This window comes from Sandaracinus amylolyticus (assembly GCF_021631985.1).
Classification (GTDB): Bacteria; Myxococcota_A; Polyangia; order Polyangiales; family Sandaracinaceae; genus Sandaracinus; species Sandaracinus amylolyticus_A.
This window is the reverse complement of record NZ_CP070225.1, coordinates 1,857,152-1,873,190: the sequence shown is the minus strand read 5'-3', so window position 1 is coordinate 1,873,190 and position 16,039 is coordinate 1,857,152. Positions and strand designations below refer to the sequence as shown.

Annotated in this window: 10 protein-coding genes; 4 read left to right on the top strand and 6 right to left on the bottom strand. The window is 72.6% G+C overall.

The features are described 5' to 3' along the window. Positions 1-72 precede the first annotated feature (72 nt). Positions 73-1,920 carry a S1 family peptidase gene (locus I5071_RS07700; RefSeq protein WP_236604754.1) on the top strand — a complete coding sequence of 616 codons (1,848 nt, stop codon included), beginning with the start codon at positions 73-75 and terminating at the stop codon, positions 1,918-1,920. Here I5071_RS07700 and I5071_RS07695 read toward each other — a convergent pair whose 3' ends face one another. From I5071_RS07695 to I5071_RS07670, 6 genes are read right to left on the bottom strand one after another with little or no spacing between them, the layout of a single operon-like run. Then, positions 1,921-2,586: a hypothetical protein gene (locus I5071_RS07695; RefSeq protein ID WP_236604753.1), complete on the bottom strand. Its 666-nt coding sequence runs from the start codon at positions 2,584-2,586 to the stop codon at positions 1,921-1,923. It abuts the gene before it with no gap. Between the two features lie 24 nt (positions 2,587-2,610). Next, positions 2,611-3,399, bottom strand: coding sequence for an ABC transporter permease (locus tag I5071_RS07690; protein ID WP_236604752.1), 789 nt, complete (start codon positions 3,397-3,399; stop codon positions 2,611-2,613). Next, positions 3,396-4,457 (bottom strand): ABC transporter ATP-binding protein, encoded by a 1,062-nt coding sequence (locus I5071_RS07685; RefSeq protein ID WP_236604751.1) that lies wholly within the window; start codon positions 4,455-4,457, stop codon positions 3,396-3,398. Before I5071_RS07685 ends, I5071_RS07690 begins: the two co-directional genes overlap by 4 nt. After that, positions 4,454-5,356, bottom strand: a complete 903-nt coding sequence (locus I5071_RS07680; RefSeq protein WP_236604750.1) for an ABC transporter permease subunit — start codon at positions 5,354-5,356, stop codon at positions 4,454-4,456. Before I5071_RS07680 ends, I5071_RS07685 begins: the two co-directional genes overlap by 4 nt. A gap of 39 nt (positions 5,357-5,395) precedes the next feature. Beyond that, positions 5,396-5,842, bottom strand: coding sequence for a DUF962 domain-containing protein (locus I5071_RS07675; RefSeq protein WP_236604749.1), 447 nt, complete (start codon positions 5,840-5,842; stop codon positions 5,396-5,398). Beyond that, the gene (locus I5071_RS07670; RefSeq protein ID WP_236604748.1) at positions 5,839-6,654 is read right to left on the bottom strand and encodes a hypothetical protein; all 816 of its coding nucleotides are present in this window, start codon (positions 6,652-6,654) and stop codon (positions 5,839-5,841) included. The genes I5071_RS07675 and I5071_RS07670 overlap by 4 nt, the downstream gene beginning before the upstream one ends. Positions 6,655-6,792: 138 nt before the next feature. Between I5071_RS07670 and I5071_RS07665 the strand changes: the two genes are divergently transcribed. From I5071_RS07665 to I5071_RS07655, 3 genes are read left to right on the top strand one after another with little or no spacing between them, the layout of a single operon-like run. Next, the gene (locus tag I5071_RS07665; protein WP_236604747.1) at positions 6,793-10,206 is read left to right on the top strand and encodes an AAA family ATPase; all 3,414 of its coding nucleotides are present in this window, start codon (positions 6,793-6,795) and stop codon (positions 10,204-10,206) included. Then, positions 10,203-13,664, top strand: coding sequence for an AAA family ATPase (locus tag I5071_RS07660; RefSeq protein WP_236604746.1), 3,462 nt, complete (start codon positions 10,203-10,205; stop codon positions 13,662-13,664). Before I5071_RS07665 ends, I5071_RS07660 begins: the two co-directional genes overlap by 4 nt. Further along, positions 13,661-15,934, top strand: a complete 2,274-nt coding sequence (locus tag I5071_RS07655) for an AAA family ATPase (protein WP_236604745.1) — start codon at positions 13,661-13,663, stop codon at positions 15,932-15,934. The genes I5071_RS07660 and I5071_RS07655 overlap by 4 nt, the downstream gene beginning before the upstream one ends. The last annotated feature ends 105 nt before the right edge of the window (positions 15,935-16,039 follow it).

Sequence of the window (16,039 nt, the reverse complement as noted above, 5' to 3'; positions counted from 1 at the left end):
CACGCGCGCCGCGCGTGAATGGGTATTCAGCGCGGGATCGCTCCAGTAGCGTCCGACGCCCGGAGGCTTCGCATGAACCGTCCGGGCTTTCTCTTCTTGCTGCTCGTCGCGTCGATCTCGGGGTGTGAGTCGACTCCGCTCTCGAGGGGTCTCGGCGCGCCGATCGTCGACGGCGAGCGCGAGACCGGCGAGCCCGCGGTGGTGCTCATCCAAGCCGTGATCGGTGCGTGCACCGGCACGCTGATCACCGATCGCGTGGTGCTGACCGCGAAGCACTGCGTGCAGCAGCAGACCGCGACGAGCCCCGCGCCTGCGGCGTTCTTCGCGGTCGGCGTCGGCAATCGCTCGGGCGCGACCACGAACCATCGCGTGCAGCAGGTGGTGACGACGCCCGGTCCCTTCTTCATCAGCGACGGCACCGACATCGCGCTGCTGATCCTCCGCGAGCCGGTCGAGGGCGTGGAGCCGATCGCGGTGCGGCGGGAGCCGCCGACCGATCTCGTCGGCAGCACCGTCACGGCGATCGGGTTCGGCACGACGCGCGAGCGCGAGGTCGGCATCAAGTACCGCACGACCACGACGATCGAGAACGTCACGACGACGGTGCTCGAGGCGCGCAACACGATCTGCCAGGGCGACTCGGGCGGACCGATCATCCTCGAGGGCGACGGGACGCGGCCCCGCCAGATCGTCGGTGTCGCGTCGTACGGGCTCGCGGCGAACCAGGGCGACTGCCCCGCGATGCTCGATGCGTGGAACCGCATCGACACGCACATCGACGTGATCGACGCCGCGATCGTGCGCAGCGGCGCGTGCGTCGCGTCGGGCGACGAGCTCTGCAACTCGCTCGACGACGACTGCGACGGCGAGATCGACGAGGGATGTCTCGCGCTCGGCGAGGCGTGCGAGCGCGACGATCAGTGCGCGTTCGGTCCGCTCCCCGAGGCGCTGCGCGACGGCGCGCCGCCGAGCGCGCTGTGCGCCGAGATCGGGGGGGCGCGTCGCTGCTCGCGCCCTTGCGATCCGCTCGCGCCCGCGACGAGCTGCGGCGAGATCGTGCCGCCCTTCGGTGGCGATCCCGTCGCGGTCGAGGGCTTCTACTGCGCGACGAGCACGGGCTGCGAGGGCCTGTGCGCGCCGGGAACGTCGGGCTCGGGCTCGGAGGGCGATGCGTGCAGCGCCGACACCGAGTGCGTGTCGCTGCGCTGCGAAGGCGGCGTGTGCGCGACGCCGTGCCGCGGCGACTCGGTCACGTGCCCCGCCGTCGAGGTGTGCAGCGCCGACGCGGGCAGCTGCGGCGTGTGCGTGGCGCCGAGCGCGCGTCCCGGCGGTCGTGGGCGCGGTGAGGTGTGCGAGCTCGCGAGCGAGTGCTCGACGTTCGGGTGCGGCGAGGTCGACGGTGCGGTGCAGTGCACCGCGATCTGCGCAGGCGACGGAGACTGCGGGCGCGGCATGCGCTGCGTCGACGGCTTCTGCGCGCGCGGTGAGCGCGGCGGGCCCTTCGGCACCTGTCGCGACGACGTGGACTGCAACGACGCGCGCTGCCTCGCGCGCGAGACCGGCGAGCGCTTCTGCGCGCGTCGCTGCACCGATGCCGTGTCGTGTCCCGGCGGCACCTGCGCCGACGCCGACGGCGAGATGCGCTGCATCCCGAGCGCGCCGGTGCTCGGCGAGGCGTGCGACGGGAGCGTCGCGTGCGCGCAGGGCACGTGCATCGACGGCGCGTGCACCGCCACGTGCGGTGGCGCGAGATCGTGCCCGCTCGGCCACGACTGCGTGCGCGAGGGCGACGTGACCGTGTGTCGCCCTCGTCCGAGCAGCTCGGGCGGATGCAGCGTCGCGCTCGGCGGCGCGGGATCGCCCGGCGTGCTCGTGCTGATCGCGCTCTTCGTGATCGCGCGCCGTCGTCGGCGCGCGTGATCACTCCACGCGCATCACGACCGCGCCCGCGCCGACGCCCGCCTGCCCGGCGGGATCCGTCAGCACGCTCGCGATCACCGCGGGCGCGGTGCGCGGATCGGCCTGCAGCACCGAGACGACCTGCGAGATCGCGCGCATCGAGAACGCGCTGACCGATCCCATCATCAAGAGATCGCCCGGCTCGAGCACGACGTGGCAGTGGCTGACCGCGGAGCGCAGCACGCCGCCCGCCGGCTCTTCCCGCGGCGTGAGGCGCTGCGGCTTGCCGCGTCGATGCAGGTACGCGCGCGTCGGGCCCGCGCTCACGACGTGCAGATCACCGTGCTCGACGAGCAGCGCGACGAACGACGCATCGGGCAGCGAGCGCTCGACGAGCTGCTCGCAGAGATCCGCGAGCGACGCGCGCGCGCGCTCCGCGCAGTGCAGCGCGCGCCCCGCGCCGGTGAGCCCTGCGGGCGGCGGTCCCTGCTTGGTGCGCGTCTCCTCGAGCCCGCGCTCGAAGCCGACGAGGATCGCGCTCGTCGCCATCGGCCAGCTGCGCGGCAGGCCGAGCCCGGTCGCGACCGCGTACGCGCGCCCGCCCTCGAATCGCGTTCCGGCGTGGCGCGAGATCTCGCCCTCGCGCACCGTCGTCCGCGTGATGCTGATGTGCGACTCGGTCCTCATCGAGACGCGCGTGATCCTACACGATCACGCCTTCCCGAATCCGAGCTCCGACGTGCGCACGACGACCGACGCGAGCACGAGATAGAGGAGCGTCACCACCGCGATGATCGTCGCGCAGATCCAGGTGTCGACGTCGGGCACGCTCTCCGCGCCCCACCCCGTGCGCTCGAAGCCTGCGAGCTCCGACGCGAAGTGGTTCATCGACACGAGCCGCGCGAGACCGGGCAGCCACGAGAAGCCGTACTCGATCACCGCGAGGTGAAGGGTCGCGAGCAGCCCACCCGCTTCGACGACGAGCGAGCCCCAGAGCAGACAGAGCGCCGAGTAGCAGAGCGCGAGCAGCGAGAGCGCGCCGATCATGCGCAGCGTGTCGGGCAGCTCTTCGATCATCGGCGTGGGATCGGTCGCGAACGACGCGACGTGGATCACGAGCACGCCGCCCGCGAGCAGCAAGATGCTGAGCGCCGCGCCGGTGAAGAACTTGCCGAGCGTGATCGCGATGCGGCCCGCGGGTCGCAACGTGAGGTACGGCAGCGTGCGGTTCTCGACCTCTTCCGCGATCGCGCCCGCCGTGAACAGGAACGGCAGGAGGAACACGAGCATGTTGAGGAAGCCGACGCGGACTGCGGCCTCGACCACGCGCTCGGGCTCCGGCGGATCGATCAGATAGCGGACCGCGACGGCGGCGACGACGACGAGCACCACCGCGGCGGCGCCGAGGCGCACCTTGCGTCCGCGCAGCAGGCGCGTCCACGAGAGTCGCAGCGAGGCCGAGAGCGCGCTCGCGAAGTCGGGAACGGGCGGAGGGCTCACGCGCGTGCTCCCTTCTTCTTCTCGGTGCGGGCGCCTGCAGATGCGGCGCCGGGTGAGAGCGCGGCCTGGTAGGGCTTCGCCGATCCGCTCGCGGCGTCGGAGCCGGTGCCCGCCATGCGGCCGCTGCGCTCGACGAGGTAGTGGAAGAGCGCCTCGAGCGACGCGTCGGGGCTCGTCAGCGAGCGCACCGTGAAGCCGCCCTCGACGATCATCTTCGCGATGACCGAGTAGGTCTCGTCGGGCTTGCGCGTCTCGAGCTCGACCTCGGTGGACGAAGGGAACGAGATGCCGAGCACGCCTTCTCCCTCGGGCGATGCGAGCACCGCCGCCGCGAGATCGCGCGGGCGATCGCAGTCGACGCGCACGTGGTGCGGGTGCTCCTCGAGGAGGTCGCGGATCTCGTGGACCTTGCCCTGCGCGACGAGCTGACCGCGCGCGATCAGCAGCACCTGCTCGGTGAGCGCCTCGACCTCGACCAGCACGTGCGTCGAGAAGAGCACCACCGCGCCCGCGTTCGCGCGGATGCGCACCTGATCGAGGATCACGTGGCGCGACGTGGGGTCGGTGCCGGTGAGCGGCTCGTCGAGGAGCAGCACGTCGGGATCGTGCACCACCGACTGCGCGAGCTTCGCGCGCTGGCGCATGCCGCGGCTGTAGCCGCCCATCTTGCGCTCCATCGCCTTGTCGAGGCCGAAGTCGGTGAGCGCCTTCACCGCGCGGTCGCGCGCGTCCTTGCGCGAGTAGCCGGAGAGCTCGGCCATCGCGGTGACGAACTCGAGCGCCGTGAGCTCGTCGTAGAGCGCGTCGGCCTCGGGGCAGAGCCCGATGCGGCGCAGCACCTCGGGGTTCGCGAAGGGCGCGTCACCGCACACGCGGATCTGACCGAGGCTCGGCTTCGAGAGCCCGGCGCAGAGGCGCATGAAGGTCGTCTTGCCCGAGCCGTTCGGGCCGAGCAGGCCCCACACGCCGGGCTTCAGCTGGAGGCTGACGTCCTGCAGCGCGGTGACCTTGCCGTACCACTTCGAGACGCCGATCGCCTGGATGCTGGCCGCGCTCACGTGATCACCTCCTGCGCGCGCAGGCGATGCAGCGCGAGCGCTCCGAGCCCGACGACCATCACGCCGAGCGCGCCGGCCGCGTGGTACCACTCGAGCGCGCTGGGATCGTCGAGCTTGAAGAGCGCGTCGCGCACCGTGCCGAGCATCGCGGTGAACGAGCCGAGGTAGAGCCAGGGGAAGCCCTCCTGGCGACCGCTCGCGCGCGAGACCACGTCGACGACGCCTGCGATGACGTGAGGCACGACGAACACCGTGAGCCACGTCGAGATCGTGAGCGCGCGGCTCGCGCTCAGCGACGACACCGCGACCGACGCGATCGACATCACGATCGCGAGGAGCAGCGAGAACACGAGCGCGGGGAGCAGGAGCCCGAGCGTGTCGAGCGCTTCCTCGCGCGGCCCGAACGCGGCGAGCGCGATGCAGTAGAGGAACGCGGGGACGAACGCGATCGCGAAGACCCAGGTCGCGATCGCGGAGACGCGGCCCGCGAGGTAGGTCTCGGGCGTGACCGGCTTCGCGAAGTAGAACTGGAACGCGCGATGGGTGCGGTCGTGCGCGATCGCGCCCGCGCCTGCGCCGACCGTCACGAGGCTCACGAAGAACCAGGTCTCGAGACCGAAGAGCCCGCTCAGCGCGCGCGACTCGTCGGCGAAGAGATGCACGATCGGCGGCAGCACCTCGGCGCGCGCCTCGGGCGGGACCGCCTCCATCGCGGAGTTCGCGGCCCACGAGCCGATGACGAAGCCGATCACCGGGAGCCACGCGGTGAACGCGGCGAGCTTCACGAGCCACGACGCCCACGCGCGTCCGAGGCCGTAGCGGAAGAGGACCCAGACCGCGTTCGACGGTGGCAGTCGTGGACCGTCGTACGGGCGGTAACCGAGGTCCCGGATCGTCATGCGCGGCGCACATTACCCGCTCGCCCCACGCGAGCAAGATCAGTTGCTGCCGACGTCGTAGTCGTCCCAGTCGTCGCGCGGCTGCTCCTGCACGACCTGGAGGTGCACCTCGAGGCGCCCGCCGAGCTCGAGCGCGAACATCATCCAGTTGCCGATCCCCGCGAGGATCGGGCGCCCGAAGGTGAGCGGTCGGTTGCGCTCCACGACCCAGTGCCCGGCGAACGCGAGTCCGTAGCCGACGACGAGACCGAGCAGCACCGCCCACCACGCGCCGAGCGCGAGCGCGAGCACCGCGCCGGCGATGCACGACCACGAGCCGAGGTGATGGAGACGCCGCGTCCAGGGCCGCCGGTGATGCCAGAGATAGATCGGCCAGAACGCCGGGAGCTCGCGGAGGATCGGCAGGCGCGCGAGCAGCGGCGGCAGCACGAGCAGCTCCTCGGGCCGACCCGGCGGCGCCCGATGCGTGAGGGCACGCGCGCTCATCGCGACCTCGTGATCGCACCCGCGACGGCACGACCGTGGCGCAGGCCCATGCGGTCGCACTCGGTGTGCGCACCCGCGAAGAGCTCGCTGCCGAACACGCCCTCGCGGATCCAGCGCATCGCGATCGGACCGAGGTAGAACGCGGCGCCGAGCGCGCGCGGTGCGACGCGACCGTGGAGCGCGGCGTGGAAGCCGACCGCGAAGTTCGCCCAGTAGTGATAGGTGTCGCCCGGCGGATCTCCGTCGCCGGCCACCGAGGGCGCGAAGGGTGCGATGCACGCCGCGTCGTGGAGTCGCTCTTCCCAGTCGAGCCCACCGAGCGCGCGCGCGTCGCGATCCCGGGCGACGAGGCGCATCACCGCGTGCAGCAGGATCGCCGCGGGGAACGCACGATTCCCGGTGTGATCGAGCGCGACCGCGAGCTGCTCGTCGATCGTCAGCGCGCGTCGCTGCGCGCGCAGGGCGAGCCGCAGCGCGTGCACCTCGTCGTGCGGGAAGAGCTCGGTCGGGAACGGCCCGTCGTAGTCGTCGACGAACGAGACGAGCGCGCAGTAGAGACGACGCGAGGGTGGGCCCGCGGCGCCGTCGAGCCAGGGGAGCGCGTCGTGGGGCGCATCGGTGCGGGTCCCGGTCACGAGCGCGATCAGCGATCGCTCGAGCGCGATCTCACCGGGGTTGAAGCGCTCCGCATCCGCGCGGCGCGCGTCGATCCACGCCATGTACTCGCGCCATCGTGGCATCGGCGGGGACGATGCGACGCCCCACGTGGCGCGTGCCGCGGTGATCGTGTCGTGAGCGAGCGTCGTATGCATCGGCCTCCAGCATGGGCTCGCGATCGCAGCGACCTCGCGCGATCCGGTCGAGCCGTCGTGGGCCCGCAACGAGCGGGCGCGTTCGCGGCACGAACGGGAGGCACGCGCGCGCGCATTCCCGCGTAGGATGCGACCGCTGTGAGCGAGGGGCCGAACGACGTCCGAGGCGCGCGAGACATCGACACGCTCGCGCTGGTGCAGGCGCTCCCAGGCGGACGCGCGTTGGTGCGCTCGCCGGTCGACCCGGGCGCGATCGCGTTCGAGCGAGAAGGCGAAGCCATCGAAGAGCTGCGCCTCTTCCTCGCGGCGACGCTCTCGCAAGCACGAAGCGCGGAGCGCGTGGCGCGTCACGCGCTGCCGATCACGACGACCTTGCGCGCCGTGCGCGCGGAGCTGCGCGATCCTTCGTTGCCCCGTCGCATCCAGCGCCCGATCCCGATCGACGTGCCCTGTGTCGTGGTGCCCACCGGGCCCGATCGCGAGGGCGCGCGCGATGCGTGGCTGCTCTTCCCGACGCTCGCCGCAGCGGGATGGGCGGCAGCGGACGAGGACGTCGACGAGGTCGCGAAGCGCGAGGCCGCGCGACTGCTCGCCGCGCTCGCGCCGACGCCCGATGCGCGACGGGCGCTGATGGGCGTCGCCGGGCACACGCTCGAGCCGGTGCGCGTGCCCCTCGAGGCGAGCACGGACGCGACGAGCGCCGCGGAGCGCAAGCGTCGCGCGCAGCACGAAGCGCAGAAGCGCGCCGACGATCTGCTGCGCACCGTCGCGCGCCCGCTGCACCGCGAGCTCCCCGAAGAAGCGCCGCCGGTGATCGGACGCGATCGCGAGGTCGCGATGCTCGCGGCGCTCTGCGCGACGCGCGAGACGTCTCGCGTCGCGATCGTCGGTGCGCCGCTGGTCGGCAAGAGCGCGGTGGTGCACGCGTGGATTCGTCGCGAGCGCGCGGCGGGGCGCGTGCCGCGCGTGTACCAGACGTCGGCGGCGCAGCTCGTCGCGGGGATGAGCTTCCTCGGGCAGTGGCAGGAGCGGCTGCGCCGGGTGATCGAGGCCGCGGAGACGCTCTCGGCGTTCCTCTATTTCGACGACCTCGGCGACCTGCTCGCGGATCGCGCCGAGGGCAGCGTCGACCTCGTCTCGTCGCTCAAGAGCTGGCTCGAGCAGGGGCGGCTGCGACTGCTGGGCGAGATCTCCGACGACGCAGCCGATCGCCTCGAGACGCGACAGCCGGGCTTCGCGTCGCTGCTCCATCGCGTGCGCGTCGCGCCGCTCGATCGTGCGAGCACCGAGCGCGCGCTCGATGCCGCCGTCGCGTGGTCGCGCGCCCATGCGCCGGAGCGCGCGATGCCGGATGCCGAGGGACGTGTCGCGCTCCTCGATCTCGCGGAGCGCTTCCTCCCGTACCAGCCCTTCCCCGGCAAGGCGCTGCGCCTCCTCGAGGAGATCCGCGCCGCCGAGGAGTCCGAGGCACGCGCCGATCGCGCCGCGTCGATCGACGCAGCGCGCGTGTTCCGCGCGTTCTCGATCGCGAGCGGCGTGCCGGAAGCGCTGCTGCGACCCGATCGACGCCTCGACGCGAACGAGCTGCGCGCATCGTTCGCGGCGCGCATCGCAGGTCAGGACGAAGCGGTGCGCCGCGTCGTCGACACGCTCTGCGTGGTGAAGGCGGATCTCGCGCCGGGCGACAAGCCGCTCGCGACGTTCCTCTTCGTCGGGCCCACCGGCGTCGGGAAGACCGAGCTCGCGCGCACGCTCGCCGCGCACCTCTTCGGATCGCCCGATCGCCTGCTGCGGCTCGACATGAGCGAGTACGCCGATCCGAGCGCGGCGATGCGCCTGATCGGCGCGGAGGGCGGCGACGGTCTGCTCACCCGCGCGGTGCGCCAGCAGCCGTTCTGCGTGGTGCTCCTCGACGAGATCGAGAAGGCCCATCCGGCGGTGTTCGATCTGCTGCTGCAGGTCACGGGTGAAGGGCGGCTCACCGACGGACGCGGTCGCACCGCGTACTTCCACGACGCGATCGTCGTGATGACGAGCAACCTCGGCGCGACGCATCGCGCGGCGTCGATCGGCATCGGTGCGCGCGCGGTGCCCGACGACGAGCACTACCTGCGCGCGGTCGAGCGTACGTTCCGCCCCGAGCTGGTGAACCGCATCGATCGCATCGTGCCGCTGCATCCGCTCGGGACGATCGAGATGCGGCAGGTCGTGCGGCTGCTCCTCGCGCGCATCGAGCAGCGACGCGGGCTCGTGGAGCACGGCGTCGCGCTCGTGGTGAGCGACGCCGCCGCCGACCGCCTCGCGACGGTGGGCACCAGCGAGCACTACGGCGCGCGCGCGCTCCGGCGTCACGTCGAGGACTCGCTCGTCGCGCCGGCGGCGCACCTCCTCGCGCGGCTCGGCGATCGCGCGCGCCACGCGGTGGTGCGCGTTCGGAACGAGGACGAGCCGGCGAGCAAGACCTCGCCGCTCGCGCGCACGGTGATCGACGGGCTGGTGATCGAGATCGAGCGCGGCGAGGGACGCACCGGTCGTCGCGACGTGATCGAGCTCGAGGCGATCACCGAGGTGCGCCGTCGTGCTCAGGCGTGGCTCGCGGCGCCAGCGTTCACGGACGTGCGCGCCCGCGTCGAGCTGCTGGTGTCCGAGATGTCGTGGGGCGACGTCGACGAGCAGGATCGACGGCGCGGCGACGTGCCGGCGCGCGAGATCGGCGCGCTGCGGACCGAGCACCATCGCCTCGCCGATCCCAGCGATCGCGTGATCGAGCAGATGCGCGAGCTCGAGTCGATCGAAGAGCTCGCGCTCGCATCGGTGCTCTCGGGACGTGGCGCGGAGACCCTGCTCCCCGAGGCGCGCGCGTCGGAGTGGGCGCTGCGACGCGCGCTCGGGCGCGTGTTCGTCGCGCCGCTGCGCGCCGATTCGATCGTGCTGCTCGTCGAGGAGCGTGGTGGACGCACGCTCGATCGCTGGCTGCTCCCGCTGCTCGATCGCGAGAGCGAGCTCGGATGGGTCGGGCGGATGCATCTCGAGGGCGATCGCGGCGAGGACTGGCCGATCACACGACGTTGGGGCCCGCCGCGCACGGCCGATCAGGCACGCGAGCGCCTCGAGCGCGACGATCGTGCGTCGACCTCGGTGATCCTCGCGATGCGCGGACGCGACGCGGGCGCGTTGCTCGCGGCGGAGGCGGGCCTGCACCGCTGGAGGCACGGCGAGCGACGCGAGCACCTCACGATCACGGTGCTGCGCACCGAGGGCCCGCTCGACGACGCGTCCTGGCTCGCACCGACGATGACCGAGCCGCGCCCTCGTGGTGAGATCTCGGCGCGCGCGACGACGGTGCGCGACTGGGATCTCGCGACGCGCACGCTCGCGATCCTCGATGGTCGCGAGCGGCTCGCGCTCGATCCTGCGCACGCGGCGCGCGAGCTCGAGGCGATCGTGTTCGAGCATCTCTGGCGAATGGGCGGAGGCCAGCCAGCCTCGTCGGTGCGCGGATCGCTCGACGTGCCCACCACGAGCGAGACGCTCGACGAGGAGGCGCCGTGAGCCATCGCCTCTCGTTCCGCGTCGCGGTCTATCAGGTGTGCACCGGCGCGCAGTGGGAGTGGACGACGCTCGGCACCTCGCCGCACGTCGTGACGCGCTCGGGCGCATCCGCAGTGCGCGCGCAGCAGGCGCTCGTCGAGCGTCTGCGCGCGGTGCTCGAGGGCCTTCCGCCGCTGGAGCTCGCGCGCTTCGAGCCGGCGCGTGGTCTCGAGCTGCGCCGCGTCCGACTCGAGCTCTCGTTGGACGGCGAGCGGCTCGGGCGTCGCGCGCACATCGGAGCGCACCCGCTCGTGCTCGAGCCGCGATGGGCCACGCCCGAGCATCGCGTGACGCTCGTCTATCACCCGCTCCGCCAGCACGAGTGGTTCGCGCTCGATCCCGAGCGGCCGCTCGAAGATCAGGCGAGGGTCTTCTTCGCGTCGCGCTGGGCCGATCTGAGCGACGAAGAGCTCGAGGTGCTCACCACCGACGGCAAGGACTCGATCACCTCGATGTCGTTCTCGACGAAGGTGACGTCGCTGCTCGACGGGATCCCCGAGCGCGAGCGCGATCCCTTCGCCGATCTCGATCTCGACTCGATGGTCGACGCCCGCGGCAAGAAGAAGCGCGGCGGGCTGCGCGTGCTCCCGCGCATCGGCACCAACCTCACCGTGCGGGCGGCAGAAGGCACGCTCGCGACCGGCATGCCGCGCTCGCCGCACCGCGAGCAGCTGCAGCGCCTGCTCTGCGCGCCCCGCAAGCAGTCGACGCTCGTCGTCGGCGCGCCGGGCGTCGGCAAGAGCACGCTCGTCGATCGTGCGATCGTCGATCTGCTCGACGCGGAAGGCTGGTCCGCGCACCGCAACCTCGATCGCGTCACCGAGGTCTGGTCGATCTCCGCGCGCCGCACGATCGCGGGCATGTCGCACCTCGGCGAGTGGGAGAAGCGCTGCATGGAGGTGCTCGCGGACTGCCGCGCGCGCCCCGTCGTGCTGCGCGTCGAGGACCTGCACACGTTCGGTCGCGCGGGGCGTCACACCGGCAGCGATCGCAGCTTCGCCGACGTGTTCCGGGGCCCGCTCGCGCGCGGCGAGATCGTGATGATCGGCGAGGTCACACCCGAGCAGCTGCAGCGGCTCGAGGACGACGCGCCGGGCTTCGCCGAGCTCTTCCAGCGCGTGCTGGTGCACGAGCCGCCGGTCGATGTCGTGCTGCGCATGATGTTCCACGAGGCGCGTCGCCTCGAGCACGAGCGCCGCGTGCGCTTCGCGCCGCTCGCGTACCGCGCGATCCTCGATCTCGGCGGTGGGCTCTCGCCGGGGCGCGCATTCCCGGGCAAGGCGCTCGACCTGCTGCGCGCGGTCGGTCGCGCCCCCGAGCGCCCCGACGATCCGCCGCGCGCGGTCGGACCCGCCGACGTCGTCGCCGAGCTCGCGCGCCGCACCGGGCTGCCCGCGTCGCTGGTGCAGCCCGACGCGCCGCTCGATCCCGCCGACGTCGAAGCGTTCTTCGCGCGCGACGTGATGGGCCAGCCCGCCGCGGTGCGCGCCGCGGTCGATCTCGCGATGCGGATCCGCGCGGGCCTGGTCGATCCGCGCCGGCCCTACGGCGTCTACCTGCTCACCGGCCCGACCGGCACCGGCAAGACCGAGCTCGCGCGCGCGATCGCGCGCTGGCTCTACGGCGGCGAGCAGCGCCTCGTGCGCATCGACATGGGCGAGCTCGGACACCCCGGCGCGGTCGCACGTTTGATCGGCGACGCCTGGGATCCCGAGGGCATGCTCACGCGGCGGGTGCGCGAGCAGCCCTTCTGCGTGGTGCTGCTCGACGAGATCGAGAAGGCGCACCCCGCGGTGCTGCAGCTCCTCTTGCAGCTGCTCGACGAAGGTCGCCTCACCGACGCCGCGGGCATCACCGCGGACTTCACGCACACCGTCGTGCTGATGACGTCGAACCTCGGCGGGCGCAGCGGCGCCGCGATCGGGTTCGATCCCTCGGTGCAGGGGCAGCGCCTCGACGTGCTGCGCGCGGTGCGCGAGTTCTTCCCGCCCGAGCTCTTCAACCGCATCGATCGCGTCGTTCCGTTCGATCCCCTCTCGCTCGAGGTCGCGGAGCGCGTCGCGGAGAAGGAGCTCTCGAAGCTGCTCGCACGTCGCGGCCTCGCGGAGCGCGGCGTCTACGTGTTCGCGAACGAGCGCGCGGTGACGCGCATCGCGCACGAGGCGTTCGACGTCCAAGGCGGCGCGCGCTCGGTGAAGCGGTGGCTCGAGGATCGCGTGGGCTCTCTGCTCGCCGAGGAGATCGCGGGCGGGCCGCGGGGGCGCATGCGCATCGTGCGCCTCGCGTCGGACGCGAGCGGGTTCAGCGCGCGCACCGATCCGCTGGTCGAGGCCGATCCCGTGCTCGCCGAGCACCCGATGGCCGCGCTGCTCGATCGTCCGGCGATCGAGCTCGAGCCGCTGCTCCCCGACGTGCTCGACGAGGTGCACACCATCGAAGAGCGCGGCCTGCTCGAGGAGCGCACCGCGCAGCTCATGCAGCGACGCCGCGCGCTCTCGGGCGAGGCGCGCGCGGAGCTCGACGAGGTGCTGCACGCGGTCGAGCGGGTGCGCGATCGGCTCGCCGCGCTGCGCATCCGCCTCGAGGGCTCCACCGCGTCCGAAGAGGATCGCTGGGATCGATACGAGGACGAGCACGACCTCGCCGCGCCCAGCGCGCGCGCGACGAAGTCGCGACGTCGCCATCACGATCAGCCGGGCAAGAGCGGCGACTCCCGGGTCCGCGAGCGAGTGGCCGAGCGCGCCCTCGATCGCGCGGGCATGCTCGAGGTGATCACCGAGCGCGATCTGCTGCGCCGCGCGGTCCTTCGCGCCGACGATCCCCGCCAGCACACCGTCGCGATCGAGCTGCTGCGGGTCGGCCGCGCGCGGCGCGAGCGCAGCGCGAGCCTGCTCTCCGCGCTGCTCGGCGTGTACCTCGCGCCACCCACCGATCACGCGACCATCTCCGCGCTGGTGCACGACGCGCCACGCACGGTGCAGCCCACCGAAGCGCAGGGCGCCGATCACGTGATCGTCGTCGCGAGCGGTCTGTGCATCCTCGATCGCCTCGAGGAAGAGAGCGGCTGCCACGTCTGGCACTCGCTCGGTGGGCACTCCGAGGTGGTGCGCGTCTCCATCACGCCGGTGCGCGCCGGCACCGATCCTCGGGTCCTGCTCCGCGATCACCTCGATACGCGGCGCGCGTTCGAGCACGCGCTCGAGGCGGGGATCTCGCCCTTGCCGCCCGATCCCGCCGCGCTCCTGCCGGTCGTGCGCGTGCTCCGCTTCGATCCCCCGGTGCGTACCGGCGAGAGCGCGCTCGCCGAGATCGAGGATCTGCGCCTCGCGTGGGCCGCGTCGTTCGAAGCGCGCGACATGATCACCGCGCTCGCACGCGCGCTCCCGATCCGCGCGAGCCGCGAAGAGGTGGCCCGATGAGCCGCAAGACGATGCGCCTCTGGCTCGTGTCGCACGAGGACGGTCGCAAGAGCGGCTACGCGATGCGCAGCTGGGACAGCTTGTTCGATCAGCCGGTCCCGAGCGCGTACGGCGCGACCGAGGCCGAGGTGCGCGCGGCGATCGAGCGCACGCTCGCCGCGCGCATCGCGTCGGGCGAGGACACGATCGATCGCTACCTCTGGGACGAGACCTTCCACGTGAGCTCGGTGGTGGTCGACGTCGCGCCGCTCTCGTTCGTCGAGAAGCAGCCGGTCGTCGGCTCGCGCACGATCCCGCTGCGCATCCGCTACGCGTGGAGCCGCGTGGAGAGCGGCGCGATCCGCGTGATGCTGCCGCGCCTCGGGCTCTGGCTGCTGCTCGAGGATCTCGAGGGCGCGCGCGCCGCGATCCAGCACGTCGTCGCCGGAGGCCTGCTCGGCGCGGCAGGTCGCGCGCTCTACGAGCTGCGCGAAGAGCCCGACGAGGTCGTGCGCGAGTGGGACCCCGAGCTCTCGACCCAGACCGTCTCCGCCGACGACGCCGAGACGCACCTCGCGCCGCCCACGCTCCGCGCGATCGCCGAGGATCTCACCGCGCGCGCGACCGCCGGCGGCTTGCCCCAGCTCGTCGGCGACGATCCCGCGTTCGACGCGACGATCTCCGAGCTCGATCGCGACCGCCCGCCCTCGCTGCTGCTCGTCGGCGGCGAAGGCGTCGGCAAGACGTCGTTCGTGCAGCGCTTCGCGAAGCGCCTCGCGGCCCAGCGCCGCGGCGGCAACAAGCGCGGTCGCCCGCGCCTCTGGTCCACGTCGCGCGACCGCATCCTCGCCGGCATGACGTACCTCGGCATGTGGCAGGAGCGCTGTCTCTCGCTCGTCGAGGAGCTCGCGAGCGGCGGCGATCTGCTGCACGTCGATCGCCTGCTCGCGCTCCTCGAGCGACAGCACGACGGATCGAGCATCGCGGAGGTCCTCGGTCCCGCGATCGTCGCCGGTGAGATCCGCGTGGTCGCGGAGTGCACCGAGAGCGAGCTCGAGGAGTGCCGCCGTCGCGCCGGCGCGCTGGTCGACGCGTTCCGCGTGGTGCGCATCGACGAGCCGGCGCGCGACGCGATGCCCGCATTCCTCTCGCTCTACCAGCAGCGCATCCGCGGCCCCGCGTTCCATCCCGAGGCGTGGAAGCGCCTGGTGCGTCACCTCGACGCGTACCAGCGCCACCAGCGCTTCCCGGGCAAGGGCGTGCGCTTCCTCGACTGGATGTCGCGACACACCGCGGCGACCGAGAGCACCGCGACGCGCGTCTACCCGAGCGACGTCTCGCGCGCGTTCGCGCGCTTCTCCGGCCTGCCGCTCGAGCTGCTCGACGACGACGTCGCGTTCGGCTCCGCGAAGATCGCCGATGCACTGCGCGCGCGCGTGATCGGTCAGGACGAGGCGTGCGCCACCGCGGCGCGCGTCCTCGCGCGCTTCAAGGCGGGCATGAACGATCCCGAGCGCCCGCTGGGATCGCTGCTCTTCGTCGGATCCACCGGGGTCGGGAAGACGGAGCTCGCGAAGCAGATCGCGCGATTCCTCTTCGGCTCCGAGGACCGGATGATCCGCGTCGACATGAGCGAGTACCTCGCGCCGGGCTCGGCGCCGCGGCTGCTCGCGTCGAGCCCCGGCGCGACGAGCCTCGCCGATCGCGTGCGAAAGGAGCCGCTCTCGCTCGTCCTGCTCGACGAGATCGAGAAGGCGCACCCCGAGGTGTTCGACCTGCTGCTCGGCGTGCTCGGAGAAGGTCGTCTCACCGACTCGCTCGGCCGTCTCGTCGACTTCCGCATGAGCCTCGTGGTGATGACGTCGAACCTCGGCGCGTCCGAGCCCGTCGCGCCGGGCTTCGGCGCGGCGCTCGAGCCCGACTTCGAGCGCGCGGTGCGCGGCGCGTTCCGCCCCGAGCTCTTCAATCGCATCGATCGCGTCGTGCGCTTCCGGAACCTCGCGCACGACGATCTGCTGCGCATCGTCGATCTCGAGCTCGCGTCGGCGGCGAAGCGCACCGGCCTGGTGCGGCGCGCGATCACGCTCGACGTCGACGCGGCGGCGCGCGTCCGTCTCGCCGAGCTCGGTTGGCATCGCGCGCGCGGTGCGCGCCCGCTCCGTCGCGTGATCGAGGAGCGCGTGGTCACGCCGATCGCGGTGATCCTCGCAGGCGCGCCGGAGCTCCGTGATCGCGCGGTGCGCGTGCGCGCCGAGCACGGTGAGATCACCGTGCTGCTCGGCGCGCCCTGAGCGGTCAAGGACGGTCGAAAAATCGGCTCGCCCGCCGGTCCCTACCGTCCGCGCGCTTCGCGCGCTCCCGTCCGGGCCCCGCGGGACGAGCACTCCGGCAGGGAC

What these genes read in the sequence shown, in the direction of transcription:
- I5071_RS07695 (WP_236604753.1), bottom strand. Translation starts at nt 2,586, where the DNA reads ATGAGGACCGAGTCGCACATCAGCATCACGCGGACGACGGTGCGCGAG.
- I5071_RS07655 (WP_236604745.1), top strand. Translation starts at nt 13,661, where the DNA reads ATGAGCCGCAAGACGATGCGCCTCTGGCTCGTGTCGCACGAGGACGGT.
- I5071_RS07700 (WP_236604754.1), top strand. Translation starts at nt 73, where the DNA reads ATGAACCGTCCGGGCTTTCTCTTCTTGCTGCTCGTCGCGTCGATCTCG.
- I5071_RS07675 (WP_236604749.1), bottom strand. Translation starts at nt 5,842, where the DNA reads ATGAGCGCGCGTGCCCTCACGCATCGGGCGCCGCCGGGTCGGCCCGAG.
- I5071_RS07670 (WP_236604748.1), bottom strand. Translation starts at nt 6,654, where the DNA reads ATGCATACGACGCTCGCTCACGACACGATCACCGCGGCACGCGCCACG.
- I5071_RS07680 (WP_236604750.1), bottom strand. Translation starts at nt 5,356, where the DNA reads ATGACGATCCGGGACCTCGGTTACCGCCCGTACGACGGTCCACGACTG.